General features: G+C 51.9%; 19 protein-coding genes. 7 read left to right on the top strand and 12 right to left on the bottom strand.

Going from position 1 to position 17746, the window contains the following annotated elements; all coding sequences use genetic code 11:
• Window positions 1–52: 52 nt before the first annotated feature.
• A complete protein-coding gene (gene ptsP, locus ATY27_RS12245) occupies window positions 53–2314 on the bottom strand; it encodes a phosphoenolpyruvate--protein phosphotransferase (RefSeq protein WP_208930929.1) in 2262 nt (753 codons plus the stop codon).
• 47 nt (window positions 2315–2361) lie between these two features.
• The gene (gene rppH, locus ATY27_RS12240) at window positions 2362–2862 is read right to left on the bottom strand and encodes an RNA pyrophosphohydrolase (protein WP_208930928.1); all 501 of its coding nucleotides are present in this window, start codon (window positions 2860–2862) and stop codon (window positions 2362–2364) included.
• A gap of 376 nt (window positions 2863–3238) precedes the next feature.
• On the opposite strand from rppH, the gene mutH reads away from it, so the two are divergent.
• Entirely contained in the window at window positions 3239–3913 is a 675-nt protein-coding gene (gene mutH, locus ATY27_RS12235; RefSeq protein ID WP_208930927.1) for a DNA mismatch repair endonuclease MutH, read from the top strand.
• On the opposite strand, the gene ATY27_RS12230 is transcribed toward mutH, so the two are convergent.
• From ATY27_RS12230 to ATY27_RS12200, 7 genes are all read right to left on the bottom strand, one after another.
• Complete coding sequence (locus tag ATY27_RS12230) at window positions 3910–4710, bottom strand: transporter substrate-binding domain-containing protein (protein WP_208930926.1); 801 nt, start codon at window positions 4708–4710, stop codon at window positions 3910–3912. The genes mutH and ATY27_RS12230 overlap by 4 nt on opposite strands.
• 228 nt (window positions 4711–4938) lie before the next feature.
• Window positions 4939–5385, bottom strand: coding sequence for a hypothetical protein (locus ATY27_RS12225; RefSeq protein ID WP_208930925.1), 447 nt, complete (start codon window positions 5383–5385; stop codon window positions 4939–4941).
• Between the two features lie 98 nt (window positions 5386–5483).
• Complete coding sequence (locus tag ATY27_RS12220) at window positions 5484–5864, bottom strand: VOC family protein (RefSeq protein WP_208930924.1); 381 nt, start codon at window positions 5862–5864, stop codon at window positions 5484–5486.
• A 63-nt stretch (window positions 5865–5927) separates the two neighbouring features.
• Entirely contained in the window at window positions 5928–7004 is a 1077-nt protein-coding gene (locus ATY27_RS12215; RefSeq protein WP_208930923.1) for an acyl-CoA desaturase, read from the bottom strand.
• Window positions 7004–8089, bottom strand: a complete 1086-nt coding sequence (locus ATY27_RS12210) for an FAD-binding oxidoreductase (protein WP_208930922.1) — start codon at window positions 8087–8089, stop codon at window positions 7004–7006. The genes ATY27_RS12215 and ATY27_RS12210 overlap by 1 nt, the downstream gene beginning before the upstream one ends.
• 292 nt (window positions 8090–8381) lie before the next feature.
• Window positions 8382–8879 (bottom strand): thiol peroxidase, encoded by a 498-nt coding sequence (tpx, locus tag ATY27_RS12205; RefSeq protein WP_208930921.1) that lies wholly within the window; start codon window positions 8877–8879, stop codon window positions 8382–8384.
• A 28-nt stretch (window positions 8880–8907) separates the two neighbouring features.
• Window positions 8908–9540 (bottom strand): methylamine utilization protein, encoded by a 633-nt coding sequence (locus ATY27_RS12200; RefSeq protein WP_208930920.1) that lies wholly within the window; start codon window positions 9538–9540, stop codon window positions 8908–8910.
• Between the two features lie 179 nt (window positions 9541–9719).
• Here ATY27_RS12200 and ATY27_RS12195 point away from each other — a divergent pair, with 179 nt between their 5' ends.
• Window positions 9720–10985, top strand: a complete 1266-nt coding sequence (locus tag ATY27_RS12195; RefSeq protein WP_208930919.1) for a hypothetical protein — start codon at window positions 9720–9722, stop codon at window positions 10983–10985.
• Between the two features lie 33 nt (window positions 10986–11018).
• On the opposite strand, the gene ATY27_RS12190 is transcribed toward ATY27_RS12195, so the two are convergent.
• Both ATY27_RS12190 and ATY27_RS12185 read right to left on the bottom strand, forming a co-directional pair.
• Window positions 11019–11639 carry a LysE family translocator gene (locus tag ATY27_RS12190; RefSeq protein WP_208930918.1) on the bottom strand — a complete coding sequence of 207 codons (621 nt, stop codon included), beginning with the start codon at window positions 11637–11639 and terminating at the stop codon, window positions 11019–11021.
• A complete protein-coding gene (locus ATY27_RS12185) occupies window positions 11636–12481 on the bottom strand; it encodes a sterol desaturase family protein (RefSeq protein ID WP_208930917.1) in 846 nt (281 codons plus the stop codon). Before ATY27_RS12185 ends, ATY27_RS12190 begins: the two co-directional genes overlap by 4 nt.
• Window positions 12482–12731: 250 nt before the next feature.
• On the opposite strand from ATY27_RS12185, the gene ATY27_RS12180 reads away from it, so the two are divergent.
• Window positions 12732–13997: a DUF3422 domain-containing protein gene (locus ATY27_RS12180; RefSeq protein ID WP_208930916.1), complete on the top strand. Its 1266-nt coding sequence runs from the start codon at window positions 12732–12734 to the stop codon at window positions 13995–13997.
• A gap of 25 nt (window positions 13998–14022) precedes the next feature.
• On the opposite strand, the gene upp is transcribed toward ATY27_RS12180, so the two are convergent.
• Complete coding sequence (upp, locus tag ATY27_RS12175; protein WP_208930915.1) at window positions 14023–14676, bottom strand: uracil phosphoribosyltransferase; 654 nt, start codon at window positions 14674–14676, stop codon at window positions 14023–14025.
• Window positions 14677–14788: 112 nt separating this feature from the next.
• On the opposite strand from upp, the gene ATY27_RS12170 reads away from it, so the two are divergent.
• The 4 genes from ATY27_RS12170 to ATY27_RS12155 all read left to right on the top strand — a co-directional run bounded on the left by ATY27_RS12170 (window position 14789) and on the right by ATY27_RS12155 (window position 17715).
• Window positions 14789–15685, top strand: a complete 897-nt coding sequence (locus ATY27_RS12170) for a M90 family metallopeptidase (RefSeq protein WP_208930914.1) — start codon at window positions 14789–14791, stop codon at window positions 15683–15685.
• A gap of 92 nt (window positions 15686–15777) precedes the next feature.
• Window positions 15778–16125 carry a hypothetical protein gene (locus ATY27_RS12165; RefSeq protein WP_208930913.1) on the top strand — a complete coding sequence of 116 codons (348 nt, stop codon included), beginning with the start codon at window positions 15778–15780 and terminating at the stop codon, window positions 16123–16125.
• 75 nt (window positions 16126–16200) lie between these two features.
• Window positions 16201–16683, top strand: a complete 483-nt coding sequence (locus ATY27_RS12160) for a peptidylprolyl isomerase (RefSeq protein ID WP_208930912.1) — start codon at window positions 16201–16203, stop codon at window positions 16681–16683.
• A 78-nt stretch (window positions 16684–16761) separates the two neighbouring features.
• A complete protein-coding gene (locus ATY27_RS12155) occupies window positions 16762–17715 on the top strand; it encodes a hypothetical protein (protein ID WP_208930911.1) in 954 nt (317 codons plus the stop codon).
• The last annotated feature ends 31 nt before the right edge of the window (window positions 17716–17746 follow it).

The following is a 17746-nucleotide window of genomic DNA, read 5'->3' as shown; positions in this document are numbered from 1 at the left end:
AGAACCGGCGCGAAAGCCAAGGGCTTTGTGCCGGATCTAGCATTGCAGCCGATCAGGCGCGTAACTGATTCAACAGCTGTTTCTGATCAAGAAAACGTTGTACCAGCACTCTGACCTGTTTTGGCGACTGGCAGGCCAGCACGTCCGGCAACAACAACCGCAGTTCGGCTAAATCAATCCGGCGCAATAACCATTTGATTTTCGCCAGATTGCTGTGGTTCATACTAAAACTGTTAAAGCCCATCGCTGCCAGCGTCAACACGCCCAGCGGCTCACCGCCAAGCTCGCCACAGATACTGATCGGAAACTGCAAACCATGTGCTTGTTGGCCTAACTGATTCAGTGCCCGTAATACCGCTGGATGCATCGCATCGTATAAATTACCGACGCGCGGATTATTTCGATCAACCGCCAGCAGGTACTGGGTTAAATCGTTGGTACCGACCGAACAAAAATCGACTTTTCGTGCCAGTTCAGGCAGCTGAAACATGATGGACGGCACTTCAATCATCACACCGACTTTCGGTTTAGCGACGATATTCTCACCATTAAACTCGTCGTCGACCTCAAACCAGGCCTGCCGGATCAACCGCAACGATTCGTCTACTTCAGCCAGATCAGAAATCATCGGCAATAAAATATGCAGACTGTTGTAACCGATGTTTGCTTTGAGCATGGCGCGGATTTGCACCAGGAAAATTTCCGGATGATCGAGTGTCAGCCTGATCCCGCGCCAGCCTAAAAACGGATTTTCCTCTGAGATTGGAAAATACGGCAACGGTTTGTCCCCACCGACGTCCAAGGTCCGCATCACTACGGATTTACCCGGGTAGCCCTGAAACACTTTGCGATAAAGCTCAACCTGTTCCAGCTCGGTCGGGAAACGACTACGCATAATAAAAGGAAATTCAGTCCGATACAGACCGACGCCGTTGGTGAATTCCGACTGCGTCGTTTCAATTTCAATCGCAAGGCCCGAATTCACCATCAGACTGAAATTCTGACCACAACTGCTTTGCGCCGGCAGATGTAATTCTGACTGATAGCGGGCGCTCAGCTCTGCATCTTTGGTAATCAGCTGACGATATTCCTGACAAATCGCGTCAGCCGGTGACACCAGAATGTGGCCCTGATAACCATCGACAATCAGGCGCTGACCTTGCCATTGCATTAAAGGCAACTCGTCAACGCCCATCACGGCAGGAATACCCAACGCGCGCGCCATAATCGCAGCGTGAGAGTTCACCGAGCCTTTTAATGACACGATCGCGACCAGTTGTGCCCGCGGAATTTCAGCCAGCATCGACGCTGTGACATTTTCGGCGACCAGCACGACTTGCGCTGGCAGACGGTGCTGACGTTGTTCAGTTTCCAGCAAGTGGTTCAACACCCGCTGTCCCAAATCACGAATATCAGTACCACGTTCACGCAGATAAGGGTCGTCCATATCATCAAACTGGCGGGCAAAGCGCTCGACGACCAGCTTCAGCGCACTCTTGGCACACCAGCCGAGTTTGATTTGTGCTTCTATTTCATTGCCAAGACTGGCAGCGTCCAGCAACTGATGGTAGACATCAAAAATAGCCAGCGCATCGGCAGGTAAATGCCCGCTCATCCGCTCGGCAAGGCGATTAAACTCGGCTTTGGTGACTTTGACCGCCCGGTAAAACCGGTTTAGTTCTTTTTCCGGATCGTCACTGTGTTTCAGCGAAATCGCATCAAAATCACTGGCTGGTTGCAGAATATAACCTTCACCAATCGCAATACCCGGCGCACCGATCAAGCCTTGCATCTGACTGTTTTGCTGCGACGATGAGGTGCCGGCCGACACTTTGCGCATTTCCGCGTTAACCAGCACAGACGCCAGCTGCACTCCCAATGTCACGAGGAACGACTCTTCATCTTCATTAAAAATGCGCGAATCGGATTGCTGTATGGTCAGTACACCCAGAACTTTGCGGTGATGGATAATCGGGCAACCTAAAAAAGCGGAGAAACAGTCTTCAGAAACTTCGGGAGTAACTTTAAAGCGTGGATGCAGATGGGCCTGCGCCAGATTAATCGGCTCTTCGCGCTGGCCAACCCAGCCGATCAGACCTTCAGAAAAACCGATGGAGACTTTGCCGATCGCATCCGGATTCAGTCCGTCAGTAGCCATCAGCATAAAATGTTGTTGTTCGTAATCAGCGAGGTAAACCGAGCAGCATTCGGTGCGCAGCGCGTGTTTCACGTTGCGGACCAAACCGGCCAAAGCGCTGTCCAGCGAAGGCTCCTGAGCTACGTCCTGCACGATGCGTCGCAACTGGCTGAGCATGTCTGACCTCACATAACAACAAATGCCAGCCACAGGCTGGCATTTGTTTATTTCTTTTTAACTTCCCGTCGAACAAAAGGTAAAGCGATTGGGGCAAACTCTTTCATGACTTTCCGGTAAACTTCCCGTTTAAAAGCCACAACTTGCCGCACCGGGTACCAATAACTGACCCAACGCCAGTCATCGAATTCAGGATGCGTGGTTTTCAACAGATTGACATCTTCATCCCGGCAGGTTAACCGCAGCAAAAACCATTTTTGTTTTTGCCCGATACACACCGGGTTTGAATCCCGTCGGATCAAACGCTTCGGCAGTTTATAGCGCAACCAATGTTTGGTGGTTGCCACTATTTCTACATCTGCCGCGGTTAATCCAACTTCTTCATGGAGTTCCCGATACATCGCTTGTTCTGGCGTTTCGCCGTCATCAATGCCACCTTGCGGGTACTGCCATGAATGCTGTCCGTATCTGCGAGCCCAAAACACCTGTCCCTGGTGATTACAAATCACTATACCGACGTTGGCCCGAAAGCCTTCGGCATCGATCACACAAACCTCTGGCTTGTTTACAACAGCGTTACCCTGATTCTTTCACAAAGTGACAGGGACAGCAAACTGAATTTCAGTCTGTCGCGACTCGAGTTATCCACAACTTGGCATTTATACAGTATGCCTCTGTGCACTTTTACACAGAGACTGTGCATATAACTGTGTATATCCATGTTCTTATCCCTGAATAACTCATCACGCCACGATAAAACCAGAGATTTACGATATTAAAATACATTACTTTTCATGCATTTAGGTCGCTTTTTTTTACATTAGAAGTCGCACTACTCTGTGCATAAGTTGGATTGCTGATAAATTCGCCAGAAAGATCCGCATGAAAATGTTAGTGTGTTCAGAGTGATACACGGATTTTGATATGCGCCCTTCTCCCCCTGCTTCCACTGCTGAATTATTGCACCGCGCTCATACGCTGGCGGGTCTGACCCTGAATGAACTGGCCGACGAATTGCGGCAAATTTTGCCTGCCGATCTGCGTCGTGACAAAGGGACAGTTGGCCAACTAATGGAACTTGCCCTGGGTGCCAGTGCCGGTTCCAGGGCCGAACCCGACTTCCCGCATTTAGCGGTTGAACTGAAGACTTTGCCGGTCGACCGCAATGGCAAACCGCTGGAAAGCACCTATGTCTGTGTAGCGCCGATGACAGGCGCAACTTTGCAGCGCTGGCAGGATTCCTGGGTCTGCCGAAAACTGCAACATGTGCTGTGGGTCCCTGTACTGGCCGCCCGGGATATTCCATTAGGTGAACGGATGATTGGCCGGGCGTTTTTATGGCAACCCGACGCACAGCAACAACTGTTGCTGCAGCAGGATTGGGAAGAATTGATGGATTTACTGGCGCTGGGTGGCCTTAACCAAATCCGCGGTGCGCACGGTAAGGTTCTGCAGTTACGGCCGAAGGGTGCCAACAGCAAAGCACTGACTCAGGCAATTGGGCCCGGCGGCGAGCCAGTCCAGGCTCTGCCACGCGGGTTTTATCTGAAAACAAGTTTTACCAGTGAAATCCTGCAACAGGCGACAAGTCGTCTTTAATGCACATAACGCTGAATGATACTGTTGTAGCGGCCATCGGCTTTTATCGCGGCTAACGCCTGATTAAATGCACTGACCTGTTCGGCTTTTACCGTGGCTTTGCTGAACATCACAAACACATCGGTATTGCCCATTGAAATAGAATGAGCGCCAATTTGTTTGTCGAGGCCTTTGCGTCTGAGCATCGCATGGCCGACAAAACTGTCTTCCAGCATGCCATCGATATCCTCATCCAACAGCCGGGCCAGATTCAGTTCACCCAATGATGCTTCAATAAACTGTTGTTTCAAGGCCGCCTGATTGTATAAATCCGCAAACTCAGCGCCGTAGTAGTATTCACTGATAATGCCCACTTTTTTACCGGCACCAATAAATTCTGCCAACGAGTTTTGTGGATAACCTGCAACGTCCGCAGAACGGACAAACAACACAAATTGTTCCTGCCGGTATGGGTCGGAAAAATGCGCATATTCCTGCCGGGCTGGCGTGATAGATGCGCCAAGCAACAAGTCGACAGTTCCAGCTTTCAGCGCACTGATTAATTCAGTCCAGCTGCCTTGTTGTGCGTTGATTTTGCAGCCCATTTGCTGCGCTATCGCTTCCACTAACTCAATATCAAGACCAGATGGTTTATTATCCAGTGCCGTGTATTGGTAAGGTTCCCATGCCTCAAAGCCAAGCTTCAACTGGCACTGCGCCGCCTCAGGAGCGGCGGTATTGGCTGCAGCAACTGCTGCGGGTGTTTTGACTTCTGGTGTGGAACTGCTGGCTGGTTTGGATTCTGACTGGGCAGACATTGGCGCCTGAGGGCCGCATGCTGCAAGGACGAAAAGCACGGATATAAAGCACACAAAACCTGAAGATTTCATAACTTGCCCCGTCGATTTGACTCGTTCTGAGCAAGCTTAGTGCATTTCCGTCACCTTGCATCTGATCTGCCGAAGCTGTAGATAAATATTTACGAAGTCACGGAAAAACCTCGGGAAATAGCTGGCCTGGTGCTAAAAACAACTGTGGACTGATGTTCAGTCAACCAGTTGCCAGACCTCTTCAATCACTTGATCTTTATCGGTCCGGCGTTGTGTCAGCAGACCCTCTTCCAGTTGCCACTGATAAGCCAGACTGCTGCGGGTATCCGGTTTAAATCCGGTGTATTCGCGGTACAAATCAGTACTGAGTTCAATCAGGCCGGCGGTGGCACTGATAACTTTGCCATCGTCCGCCGTCGTAATACGACTGAAATGACGGTTTGCCACAATTTTCAATGATTGCAATGCCTGCGCCGATGCAGACACTGGCAGTGGTTTTCCGGCTGCATCAAACTGACGTACAGATACCAAGCGCCAGGTACCGTCCAGTACAGACGCCTGTTGCTGAAATTTTTTATCGGAATTAGTCAGGGCCAGTCCGTAAAACAGACTAGAGCTAATCAGCAGTAATCCCAGCAGGAACCCCGAGTATAGATTTTTCAAGCTAAGCCTCAGATTTATAATATTTTTGTTATTCTCAAACCGAGTGTACCCAGACTTGCGCGCGAATAGCAACCAGTTGACATTTTTGCCAGAAAATATCAGATTTTCGTCAGCTTTTCTTCCAGCAATGCCAGCAAATTGCCATCAGGATCGCGGAAAAAGGCCAACCACAAATCATGATCCCCCATCTGAGCCACACAATGCGGCGCCTTTTCACCGACAATGTCCGCTGCCAGTAAGCGCTGATATTCGACTTCAATCTGCTGACACTGCAAATACAGCACTGAGTTTTGCCCAACCAGACCAGCCCCTTGAGGTTGCGTCAGCATTAACCGCACAGGTCCAAGCGCCATAAATGCCAGCTGCGCAGCAGGCTGAAACAACAGCGGCAGGCCCAATTGCTGAAAAAAGACCACAGCCCGTGGCACATCAGAGACTACATAAGCCAATTGTTTCAGGGCACTAATAGTTGCTGTCATATTTAAACCTGTCTGTCAGAACAAAATATCAGCCTGAACATTTCTGCCAGACAGGTCAAGTCATTAAGGGCGGGAATAACGCAAAATCCGCTGCAGTACACTCAGATATTGCCGGCCAAAACTGCCACTGTTGTATGGGATGCCGTGTCGCTGTGCAATAGCCTGTACTGCGTGACTCAAGGCCGGATAACGCCAGGCCGGCAGATCGGGGAACAGGTGATGCTCAATCTGACAACTGAGGTGGCCGGTCAAAATATGCAGCCAGCGCGGTCCGGTAAAATTGGACGAGCCGAGAATTTGCCGGTAGTACCAGTGCCCGCGACTTTCATCAATGCAATCTGCCGGTTGAAACACTTGCGTTTGCCCGGTGAAATGACCACAAAAAATCACCGTGGCAGTCCACCAGTTCCGCAACAAATTGGCGGCCAAATTGCCAAGCAGTACCGGCAACGCCACCGGCCAGCACAGCAACGGATAAATCAGATAATCTTTCAGCAACTGCCGGCGAGCTTTCGTGAAAAAAGCCGATTTTAGTTGTTGATCAGATACCTGACTGTGACGATCCGCTTTTTTCCGACCGAAAAATACCCGTTGTGCGGCCAGTTCGTGATAAGCGATCCCCCACTGAAAAAACGTACTTAACACCAGATACGTCAGGAACTGCCAGCTGTTTTGTAAGCGCCAGCGCAGATCGGCCGAGAGTCGCAGCAGACCATAACCAAAGTCCCGGTCCAGACCGATAATGTTGGTATAAGTATGATGTTCAAAGTTGTGTGTGCGTTGCCAAGATTTGGCATCACAGGCAATATCCCATTCATACTGTTGAGAATTTAGCCGCGGATGTCGCAGAAAATCATATTGCCCGTGTAATACGTTATGGCCGATTTCCATATTGTCGAGTATTTTTGCCAGCGCCAGTAACAGCACGCAAGGCACTAACCACCACCAGCTGAACCAGCACAGCAGCATCCCCAACCGGCCACACAGCGCCGCACAGCGTTGCCAGAACATCAGTTGCTGCAAATATCGGGCGTCGGCGTGTCCCAGGCGGCTTTTTTCCTGGCGCAACAACTGGTCAAGCTCCGATGCCAATGATTCGAGTTGCAGCGCATCCGGCTGCGGATTTTGTGAATGATTCATCAGACTATTAACCCTTCGCTACTTAATTCCACCGGACTGACCGCCTCACTGATACACAGTTGAATGCGGCCTGCACCGGCATCCGATAACTCACCGGTCAGCAGATTGCGCACCACGCCGCTGCTTTTGTCACACAGGCACTGCATACAGACACCACGCCGGCAGCCATAGCGCAACACCAGACCGCTTTGTTCCGCCCGCTGTAAGATAGAGCCTTGCCCAACCAAATCATGTTGTTGCCGACCCAGCACTAATCGCACCGGCTGACTGGTTGCTGCATTGCGCTGGATCAAACCAAAACTCTCTGCAATAACTTGGGTTGGACTGACACCTCGCGCCAAACATGCGGCCCGAAGATCCTGCGTAAACTCGGTCGGACCACATAACAGAAAATTACCGTGGAGCTCTGGCTGTAGCTCTGCAAATAAGCGTTCTGGTGTCAGCCGTCCCCTCACCGCAGAATCCCACAGGACTAACTGCAACAATGGAAACTTTGCCTGCAATGCTGCCCAGTGTTCAGCAAACAGTAATTGCTCAGTACCGCGATAGCTGTACACAAACAGCACTGGTACCGTGAGACGGCTCAGTGAAGTCAGCATCGAAAAGAATGGCGTGACACCACTGCCGGCTGCGATCAGGCAAGCTGCGCTGTCCTGAGAAAAAGCAAAATCGCCAGTAGGGGCTCCCAGATGGACATAGTTTCCAGGCGTTAATTCGCCACTCAGCGCGCCGGTAAAACGGCCCTGCGGCTGAATTTTCACCGCCAGCTCAATTTCACGCTGGTCATGCAATTGTTGCACGCTGCTACAAATACTGAAGGTCCGTTCCGTCGGTACGCCGCTGATATTTACCCGCAATTGCAGGTGCTGCCCAGGCGTAAATAATGGAAATAATCTACTCACTTTCAGCTTTAGCCGCAGACAACCGGCCTGAGGTTTGATTTGCAGCACTCTGGCCGCATAAAACCCGGCATTGAACCAAGGCAACAGCCACTGGATCAGCGGTTCGGCGGCGCCGGTAAAACTGGATTGGCGAAATAACATCTGACACAGTTCTGTGTGGATGCGACGGTAAACAGCAGACATAAAAAATCACTGAATCAATTAATTTCAGCGCACATTTGTACTCTTAAATAGCAAAAAACACTAGTGGTAAAACCAGTTAAGATTTTAACTCATTGTTTTTATACTGCATTTAAAAAATAAAAACTGAATTTAATTTTCAATAAACATTAATTTCAGAGTACACATGTAAGTTTTAAGCGGAAAATCATCACACAATAGTCCTGCGATGCGACAGCCGGCATGCAGACTGAGCCGGACTGTTCGGCCATAAAAAAAGCAGCCCGAAGGCTGCTTTTGCTGAAATCCATTGAAATCAGGCCAGCACAGCCAGCGCAGCTTCATAAGAAGGTTCATCTGCCGTTTCTGCCACTTGCTCGGTATGCAGTACTTTGCCGTCGGTGTCGATCACTACGACGGCACGAGATAACAGGCCACGCAGTGGACCATCGGCAAATGTCACGCCATAGTCCTGACCGAAGCTGCTCCGGAAACTTGAACCGTTTTGTACCGCTTCCAGCCCTTCGGCACCACAAAAACGCGCCTGAGCAAACGGCAGATCAGCAGAGATACATAACACTTTAGTGTTTTGCAGGCTGCTCAGCGCCTGGTTAAATTTGCGCACTGAAGTGGCACAAGTGGGCGTATCAACACTTGGGAAAATGTTCAGTACCAGACGGCTGCCGGCAAAATCGGCCAGAGACACGTCGGCCAGACCTGCACCTGTCAGCACAAAATCAGCTGCCTGGCTGCCCACTGCCGGCAGATTACCAACTGTCTGAAATGGATTTCCTTTTAACGTTACGGTCGCCATATCGATTCCTTAAATTTCCGAGTGACACTCAGTTGTATGAATTGCCAAAACCTTTTTTCGGTTTTTGCGGTTTTTGTTGCCGGGTCACCGGCAGTTTAATCTCAACAGCGCCAGTGGCCGGCAATGTCAGTGCTTGCAGCGCAACGTCACTGTCCTGCCACGGATGCCAGACTTTGAGCTGATAGGTGCCTGCGGGGACATCAGCAAACTGCGCAGAACCATCAGCCCGGCTGACCGCCAGATAAGGGCTGTCGCCAACATAGACATAGGCCTGCATGTAATCATGAATATTACAGCCAATGGCGATAATACCTGATTTATCAAACAAAACCGGTGCTTCCGGCTTGCCGGCGTATAGCTTCAGTTCAAATACTTTCGCCGGTGAAAATGAATAAACATGGTGACGGGTTTTGTCCTGATTTGGAAACTCAACGGCGGTACCTTTTTGCACTGCCGAGACAAAAGGCACAAAGGTCAGATCTTTTTGTGCCAGTTCAGCCGGTGTTTTTAGTATTGGCGGATTGGGTAATTGCAGCTCAGCCACCGCGTCTTCCAGTGGCACACCCTGCTGATCAGTGATGCGGATTTGCAGCGGATCTGCCACAGTCACGGCTGCCTGCAGCAGACAGGCACCACACAACAATTTGTTCAGAAAGGTCATCTGGTCGCTCCGGGTAGACGCCAACAGGGTGCTGGTACGCAAGCGATGACCAGCTGGTTCAGCCGGCAGTATAACAGTCTGAAATCTATCCGAGTGCGGAAATTTTTCCGGCTTTTTACCGGTATACCTGCAACAAAGGTTATAGTTTCCAATTATTTGATGTCTACCCGGAGCTCAGCATGAGCAGATTGATGTATCGCGCCTTTCCACAGCTTTGTCTGATCACTTCGTCATTGCTGCTGGTTGATCACGGCCATACGGCGGAATTAACCCCCTGGCTGGAACTGCAGGCCAAAGCAGAGTTTGGCTGGGTACAACACAGCGAACAAAACAACAATCTGGGCCCGTGGTGGCAACATGGTACCGGGCAATTAGCTAGCAGTGATGACCGGCTGACCACAGGACCAATCCTCGCGGCACTCCAGATCAACAGCGACAGCGCGTTTTCCGCCCGGCTGCATCTGAGTCAGCAATCAGCCTTGGACGGAGCCAGTGGCATCACCGAAGCCTGGCTGCAGTATCAGCCATTGCCCATTTACGGCTACCGGCTGAAAGCCCGCGCCGGTTGGTTTTACCCGGCATTGTCGCTGGAAAATACCGACATCGTCTGGAGCTCGCCTTATACCAGCACGTTTTCGGCAATCAACAGCTGGTACGCTGAAGAACTGCGCGCTAAAACACTGGAGCTGAGCCTGAGCCGGCCGGGCCGCAGTTTTGCCTCCAACCACAGCTGGCAAGGGGTGCTTGGTGCGTTTCGTGATAACGACCCGCTCGGCACCTTGATTTCCTGGCGTGGATTTGCCGTGCATAACCTGCAAACCCGCATCGGTGGCCGGATTGATTTTGCCCACTACCCGAGCTTGCGGCGATTTCCACTGGAACTTCAGCCCGATTGGGTCGAGCCGTTTGAGGAACTCGATGGCCACACCGGCTGGTATGGCGGTCTGCATTATCTGTATCAGCAGGATACGGAAATCAGGCTCTACCATTATGATAATCAGGCCGACCCTACCGTATTTGTCAAAGGACAATATGCCTGGCTGAACCGCTTTAATCAGCTGGCCGTGCAACAACAACTGAGTGAAAGATGGCGCTTGGTCAGCCAATGGCTCGATGGCCATACCGAAATGGGCTATGACACTGTGCTGGTGGATTATCGCGCTGCTTTTGTCTTGTTGAATTATCAACAGGATCTGTGGCAGGCCAGTCTGCGCTACGACCACTGGCAACAATGGGATCGCGACCAGACCCTGGGTGATGACAATAGCGGCCGTGGCCACAACTGGACTGTTGCATTGCAATATCCTTTGTCGGCACAGTGGACTGTACTCGGCGAATTCAGCCGGCTGAACAGTCATCAGGCTTCACGTGGTCAGTGGGATAATTGGCCGTTACAACGCAATTTTTATCAGAGTCAGCTGAGTCTGATCTGGCGGTTTGACTAGGGCTTGTTGTCTACACAAGCACCGCAGCGCACATTAAGACAACACCAGCCAGACACCGACGCCAAACATCAGCGCCGCGGCGATACGATTCATCAGCCGGGCGTTGCCTTCTTGCATAAACAGCACCCGCAGCGCTTTACCACCGCTGGCATATAACAACAATGAGGCAAACTCCAATAGCAGGATAATCGCCAGCAGGACAGTCAGTTGCGGCCAGAACGGCAGACTGGCGTCGATAAATGGCGGCAACAGCGCCATATGAAAAGCCCAGCCTTTGGGGTTGGACACTGCGGTAATAAAACCCTGCATAAACAATTCACGGCGTGAACTTTGCTGCGCCTGCCCAGGCTCCGGGATCGCCAGTTTGCCTTTGCTTTGCCACATCTGCAGCGCCAGATAGCCGAGGTAAGCACCGCCCAGCCATTTAAATGCGGTCAATAAGCCCGGCATGCCCAGCAACAACGCCGAGACGCCAAGCACTGCCGCCATGGCCACCAGTGCGACGCCAAGCAGTTCTCCGACCATCATCCATAAGGCCCGGCGCACGCCCTGGCTGATGCCGACCGTTAGTGCCAGTGTCATACACAGGCCCGGCGTGATGGAGACAAATAAAAAAGTCGGAATAAACAAGCCCATCAGGCTCAGATTGATCAAGATAAAGACTCCTGTTGCGGGTCTGGCCGTGGTGGCCCAAACAACACCTGAATTTTAGCGCGCACGCCTTTGGCATCGCGGGCAGCGCTCAGCATACGCCGCCATTCGTGGAAAGTGATCGTCAGTGGGTTAACGGATTCAAAATCTTCGGTGATACCAAAACGACAAGGGATCGCGGCGTGTTCCGGCTCGAAGCTGCCAAACAAACGATCCCAAATCACCAGCACGCCGGCGAAATTCTTGTCGATATACTCGTCGTTGCAGGCATGATGAACGCGGTGCCAGGCTGGCGTGTTCAGCACATAACCAAGCCAGCCCCAATGCTTGCCCCAGCGCGTGTGTACAAAAAACTGAAAACCCAGATTAATCGCAACCACCGCCAGCACCAGTTTTGGATCAAACCCCAGCAACACCAATGGCAGCCAGAATAGCCACATCCCGGATAACGGATAGGTCAGACTTTGACGAAACGCCGTGCTGAAATTCATCAGCCGCGAGCTGTGATGCGCCACATGCGACGCCCAGAGCCAGCGTACCCGGTGTGAGGCGCGGTGAAACCAATAATACAGAAAATCCTGCAGCACAAATAACAGCAATAAATTCAAAGCCGTAAATGGCAAATCCAACCAGGCAAATTGATGTAACCAATAAAACAGTGGTAACAGCAGCAATAAGGACAGCGCATCACCAGCCTGATGCATCGCGGCCAGGACCATATTCGCCAGTGAATCGCGCCACTGATAAATCGCCAGCTTGCGGCGGGCACTGTGATACCACTCATAGCCGATAAACAGGAAAAACACCGGGCTTAACAAAATCAGGATCACTTCTACCGGAACCATGCACACCACACTGCAGCTAAAAACCGAAGTTTTTACTCTAACATGACGCTTTTGCCTCCTGCACCTTTTTTGGCTGTTGCTGCACCAGACTGGTACCGGCAGCGGATGCTCATTCAAGCAGGCAAATCTTTAATGTTAAAAATCAATACGATAAAAAACTATCTTTCTGGAACGCCCCTTGCTGCAGTACAGGGTGTCGTCAGGCTGACACAGAAGCAGGTCAGACTGATGCATCCGCTGAGGAGGACTTATGCTGGACCTGAAAAATCATCCGCAACGCGATTTACTGGAAAAAGAATTACAACAACGCTTTTTCCCGGCGCTACAGGCGCCCTGCCGCATCTGCCACTGGATGCTGACCCTGTCGCCGGCTTCACGCAGCCATGAATTCCAACACCTGCAACAGCTAGCCCATCAATATGGTGTGGCACTGCTGGACGGCGATGTCGATTTAAATCTGGATTTAGGCAACGTGATGCTGCGCTGGGAACGGCATTCCGAATTCTCTACTTACAGTTTTATTAAACCGGGTCAATCCAGCGGTTTTGAAGATCCGCTTAGTTTCCTGCCAAGCCTGGACTGGTTTAATCCGCTGCCAGGTCAGTTATTTCGCGTGGTGCAGTTGCAAATTCTGACCGGCGCAGAGCAACAGACGGCAAGTAACTTGTTCGCTGCCGAACATTGTATGTCGAGCCTGCTGGCCGATGGCAAAGCACGGGTCTGGACTGATTTTCGCAAACATCCGGAAGGCGCCGGTCGCATGTTACTGCTCGATCACGGCCTGTCGCCATCAGCACTGGCGCGGCTGGTGCAGCAATTATTTGACCTTGGCAATTATCGTAAACTGAGCCTGCTCGGCTGGCCAATCAGCCGCCAGACGCTGAGTCAGCTGCATTTACTGGAACAACAGCTGTCGGATATCACCCAGCGCATTGAACAACAGCAAGGCTCGGACGAACAATTGCTGCGCGAGATCAGTCAGTTATCGGCACATACTGAGCATCTGATCGCCAATAACAGTGCCCGGCTCGACGCCAGTGCGGCCTATTATCAGCTGACGCTGGACCGGTTAAAAGCGCTCAGGGAACAACAAGTTGACGGCATGATGACGTTGCAGGATTTTTCCGAGCGACGGCTGACACCGGCCTTTCGCACAGCGCAATCGGTGCAAAGCCGGCAACGCAGTTTGTCCAACCGCCTGGGGCGTTCCACTGAGCTGCTGCGCACCCGGATCAATCTGCAACTGGAGCGGCAAAATACTGATCTGCTGGCGTCGATGGAGAAAAGAGTCAGGCTACAGCTCAGTCTGCAACGCGCCGTTGAACGGGTGTCGGTGGTGGCAATCAGCTATTACGCGATAGCGCTGGTCGATAAAACGCTGGAGTCACTGCATTTTTGGTGGCCGGCGTTGCCGCTGGAAAGTTGCCGCAGCCTGAGCCTGCCGCTGGTGGTGCTTGGTGTCAGTTTTTTACTGTACCGGCTACACCGCCATCATCAGCTCAGCAGTTCTGGCTGAGCTGATGATGAAGCAATAAGCAAATTCAGCCTTTGTTACCAAAACATAAGTCGCCGGCATCACCCAGCCCCGGCACTATGTAGGCCTGCTCGTTCAGGCGCTCATCAACTGCGCCAATCCAGAAATGGGCATTGCTGTCCAGTTCACGTTGCAGCAATGCCAGTCCTTCCGGTGCCGCGATGGCAGCGGCGATATGCAGGCTGCGTGGTGTGCCGCTTTGTTGCAGCAAACGCCAGACTTTCAGCAGCGATGAACCGGTCGCCAGCATCGGGTCAATCAACACTAAATCCCGGCCATCAATTGCCGGATTGGCGCTATAACCAAGGAAAATATCCTGATCCATACCGGCCTGTTCAGCCTGACGGTAGGCACCGATAAAACCGCTGTCGGCCTGATCAAAAATATCAGAAAAGCCCTGATAAAATGGCAGACCGGCGCGCATCACACAGATTAATAAAGGTTGCTGGTCCAGATCGGCGGCTTTGGCCACTCCAAGCGACGTATGCAGCGGAAAGCCTTGATATTGCAGCGTTTTTGACAACTCATACGCCAACAACATGCCAAGGCGTTGCAGGTTATGGCGAAAACGCCAGCGATCTTGCTGGATATCCGGATCACGCAATTGTGCCAGCAGGCTTTGTGCAACGGAAAGCTGCTGATTTAACTCAAAAAGATGCATAAAAAATACTCCAAAAAAACTGCGCTGTCTGACAGGTTTATCACCGCTGAACTTGAAATAGTCAGGCGGCACGCCCATCTGTAGGAAAACAACCAGGAACTGCTAAACCCCTATGCTAGCGGAATTTTTACAAAACAACAGTCAGTCACTTTCACTGCTGCTGATCACGATACTGGCGATCGCAGCGATCTTGTATCCGGCGTGGCGACGTAAACACAGGCGTCAGCTCTTACGCCAGCGCCCTTTCCCGCGGGCATGGCGTAAATTGTTGCAACAGCGCTGGCCGTTGTACCGGGCTTTGCCAGCCGATTTACAGCAGGAGCTGCGCCGGCAAATTCAGCGTTTTATCGCCGAAGTGGAATTTGTTGGTTGCGATGGTCTGACCGTGACCGATCCGATGCGGGTAATGATTGCGGCACAAGCGAGTTTGCTGACGTTAAAACTGCCGGTCAATGATTATCCGGGGCTGCGTCAGGTACTGGTCTACCCGGATGCATTTGCGGTAAAGCAAGATAGACCCGATGTCGCTGGCGTGGTGCATAACAACATGCAGTGGCGCGAAGGCGAATCCTGGCAACAGGGCCAGGTGATTTTGTCCTGGCGCCATACGCTGGCGGGCGCAGCTGTTGCTGATGATGGCCGCAATCTGGTGGTGCATGAATTTGCCCATCAGCTAGATCAGCAAACCGGCAGTGTCAACGGCTTCCCGCCGCTGCCAACAGCCCAGCTGCAGCAAGACTGGAGCATACAAATGCAAGCAGCTTTTAACCGCTTGCAACAGGATCTGCAGCAAGGTATCGCGCCGTGGATTGACCCTTATGCCGCCACCAATCCGGCCGAGTTTTTTGCCGTACTCAGCGAATTATTTTTTGAAATGCCGGCCTATCTGGCCGCATGCCAGCCCAGGCTGTATCAGCTGATGCAGCAATTTTTTCAGCTCGACCCACAAAGCTGGCCGCTGCAGCAAGCTGAACTGCCGGCCAGAGCTGCCCAACATTTGAAATACTGACCGCGAGCCGGTGCCCGGCTATTCAGAATCAATTCAGATGAACCCGCCATAGTGGCTATATCAGCAACTGCTGATGTCACTTTGGAGGCGTTATGTGCAAATTTATGGGTATGCTGGCAGGCCTGTTCAGTGCGATAAGCCTGATGACTCCTGCCCAAGCCGCAAATGTTGAAGTTAATTTGTATGGCCAGGTGCTGCCAGGCGTGCATGGTCATGTACGGGTCGCAGATCCGTATCCACGTTATGACCGCATAGTAGTGATTGAAGCGCCTTATGCGCATCAGCGCGATTGGGGCCGCTACTGCCATCATTATGGTGCCTGTCACCAGTCCGTGCGATTTGTCGAAGTGCGGGAATATCAGGAACAACGGCACTGGCACAAACCGAAACGCCATAAACGGCGCCACGGCCACGCCCATCATCATGACTGTGATCATTAAGCGGGTTTCGCCGGGCGGCGAACTTGGTATAATCGCCGCCTTTCATTCGCGAAACAGACAAGCAGGAAATTAACCATGATCATTACTCAGGACAGTGTTGTCCAATTGCATTACCGTGTGTCAGAGGCGCAGGATCTGATTGAAGACTCCGCCAATGGCGAACCAATGTTATATCTGCACGGCCATCAGAATATGCTGCCCGCGATTGAACAGGCTCTGGCCGGCAAAGCCGCCGGCGACGAGTTAACGCTGGTCGTCGCACCAAAAGATGCCTACGGCGAGCGTGACGAAAATGCCATTCAGAGTGTCCAGGTCAAACATTTAAAAGGCGCAAAAAAATGGGCGCCAGGCATGACCGCCGTCATCGAAACCGAACATGGCCCGCGTCAGGTCAAGATTGTGAAAATGGGCATGTTTAAAGCGGAAGTCGATGTGAATCATCCACTGGCCGGCAAAACACTGACGTTTGAATTAAAAGTGGTCTCGGTCCGCGCCGCTTCCGCCGAAGAAGTCGCACACGGACATGCGCATGGCGTTGGTGGTCACCACCATCACTAAGCTCAAAAAAATGGCAAGTGGCTGATTATGCAGCCACTATGCTAGGCTTAGAAAACGCCTGCTTAGCCTGCCTGCTTTATGAAAATTCTATTCTCATTAATTGTGGTGACACTGGTGCTGTTCGGGCTGAATTTGTATCGGCTGAGTGCTGCCGGCCCAGTCACTGCGCCGCAACCAGCAGCACAACAAAGCGCCCCCCAATTGCCGGCATTACAGCCAGAACAGCAATTGCTGCTGATCCAGCAAAGCAGTGCCCGCCAGTTCCGTATGCTGTGGGGGACTAATCCGGAAGCACCATTTCATATTCTGGAAGGACCAGACCAGGGCCAGGGTTTTTGTGATGTTTTGGTCCAGCGTTTACAGGTCTACCTGCCCGATGTCCGGCACCAGACACTGATCGAACCGCAATCCCGCATTCGTCAGCGCATGGATGCCAAAGAACATCTGTGTTACCCCTGTGCCTTATATGTGCCTGCACCACAGGATCCCAAAGGCCGTTTGTTCAGCAAGCCAACCCATTATTACCGGCCGCATGGCATCATTACCCGGCCAGATCTGGCCGAAACGATTCGTCAACGATTTGGCGTACCGGTTAATCTGCAGAAATTACTGGCCAGTGAATTGCGGTTTGGTTTTCCGTCGCAGCGCCGTTATGGCAAATTGCAACCTTTGCTGGATGAACACCGGATCCACAGCCCTTACCACATCAGTCTCGATACCGGGAAAGATGCCACCATGCTGCATTTACAAATGCTCAGCCAGCATCAGCTTGATGCGACAATTGATTACATCAGCAGCCTGCAATACTACGACCGCCACTCCGCCCAGCCGTTGGTGTTCCTGCCCATCGCCGGTTTCGAAGACTGGCTGGCCGGCGCCGTCAGCTGCCCTGACAGTAACTGGGGGCAGCTCGCGGTGCTGCGGGTCAACGCTATTATCGACAACATCAGGCAAGACAAGGCGTTACGGCAAAATCTGCAATTCTGGTTTGGCGACAACCTGCCGCCATATCCGCCGGAACAGAGCCGCTGAGGAAAGGTTAAATATAAGCTGCAATCAAACG

The organism is Rheinheimera sp. F8, from assembly GCF_001518915.1.
This window is presented reverse-complemented; position numbering and strand designations above follow the sequence as displayed.

Bases quoted from the DNA above. Each gene is read 5' to 3' on its own strand.
- ATY27_RS12155 (WP_208930911.1), top strand. From the start codon at position 16,762: ATGAAAATTCTATTCTCATTAATTGTGGTGACACTGGTGCTGTTCGGG.
- ptsP (WP_208930929.1), bottom strand. From the start codon at position 2,314: ATGCTCAGCCAGTTGCGACGCATCGTGCAGGACGTAGCTCAGGAGCCT.
- ATY27_RS12220 (WP_208930924.1), bottom strand. From the start codon at position 5,864: ATGACAGCAACTATTAGTGCCCTGAAACAATTGGCTTATGTAGTCTCT.
- ATY27_RS12230 (WP_208930926.1), bottom strand. From the start codon at position 4,710: ATGTCTGCCCAGTCAGAATCCAAACCAGCCAGCAGTTCCACACCAGAA.
- tpx (WP_208930921.1), bottom strand. From the start codon at position 8,879: ATGGCGACCGTAACGTTAAAAGGAAATCCATTTCAGACAGTTGGTAAT.
- ATY27_RS12210 (WP_208930922.1), bottom strand. From the start codon at position 8,089: ATGTCTGCTGTTTACCGTCGCATCCACACAGAACTGTGTCAGATGTTA.
- ATY27_RS12195 (WP_208930919.1), top strand. From the start codon at position 9,720: ATGAGCAGATTGATGTATCGCGCCTTTCCACAGCTTTGTCTGATCACT.
- ATY27_RS12170 (WP_208930914.1), top strand. From the start codon at position 14,789: ATGCTAGCGGAATTTTTACAAAACAACAGTCAGTCACTTTCACTGCTG.
- ATY27_RS12200 (WP_208930920.1), bottom strand. From the start codon at position 9,540: ATGACCTTTCTGAACAAATTGTTGTGTGGTGCCTGTCTGCTGCAGGCA.
- ATY27_RS12185 (WP_208930917.1), bottom strand. From the start codon at position 12,481: ATGGTTCCGGTAGAAGTGATCCTGATTTTGTTAAGCCCGGTGTTTTTC.
- ATY27_RS12160 (WP_208930912.1), top strand. From the start codon at position 16,201: ATGATCATTACTCAGGACAGTGTTGTCCAATTGCATTACCGTGTGTCA.
- ATY27_RS12180 (WP_208930916.1), top strand. From the start codon at position 12,732: ATGCTGGACCTGAAAAATCATCCGCAACGCGATTTACTGGAAAAAGAA.
- ATY27_RS12215 (WP_208930923.1), bottom strand. From the start codon at position 7,004: ATGAATCATTCACAAAATCCGCAGCCGGATGCGCTGCAACTCGAATCA.
- mutH (WP_208930927.1), top strand. From the start codon at position 3,239: ATGCGCCCTTCTCCCCCTGCTTCCACTGCTGAATTATTGCACCGCGCT.
- ATY27_RS12165 (WP_208930913.1), top strand. From the start codon at position 15,778: ATGTGCAAATTTATGGGTATGCTGGCAGGCCTGTTCAGTGCGATAAGC.
- upp (WP_208930915.1), bottom strand. From the start codon at position 14,676: ATGCATCTTTTTGAGTTAAATCAGCAGCTTTCCGTTGCACAAAGCCTG.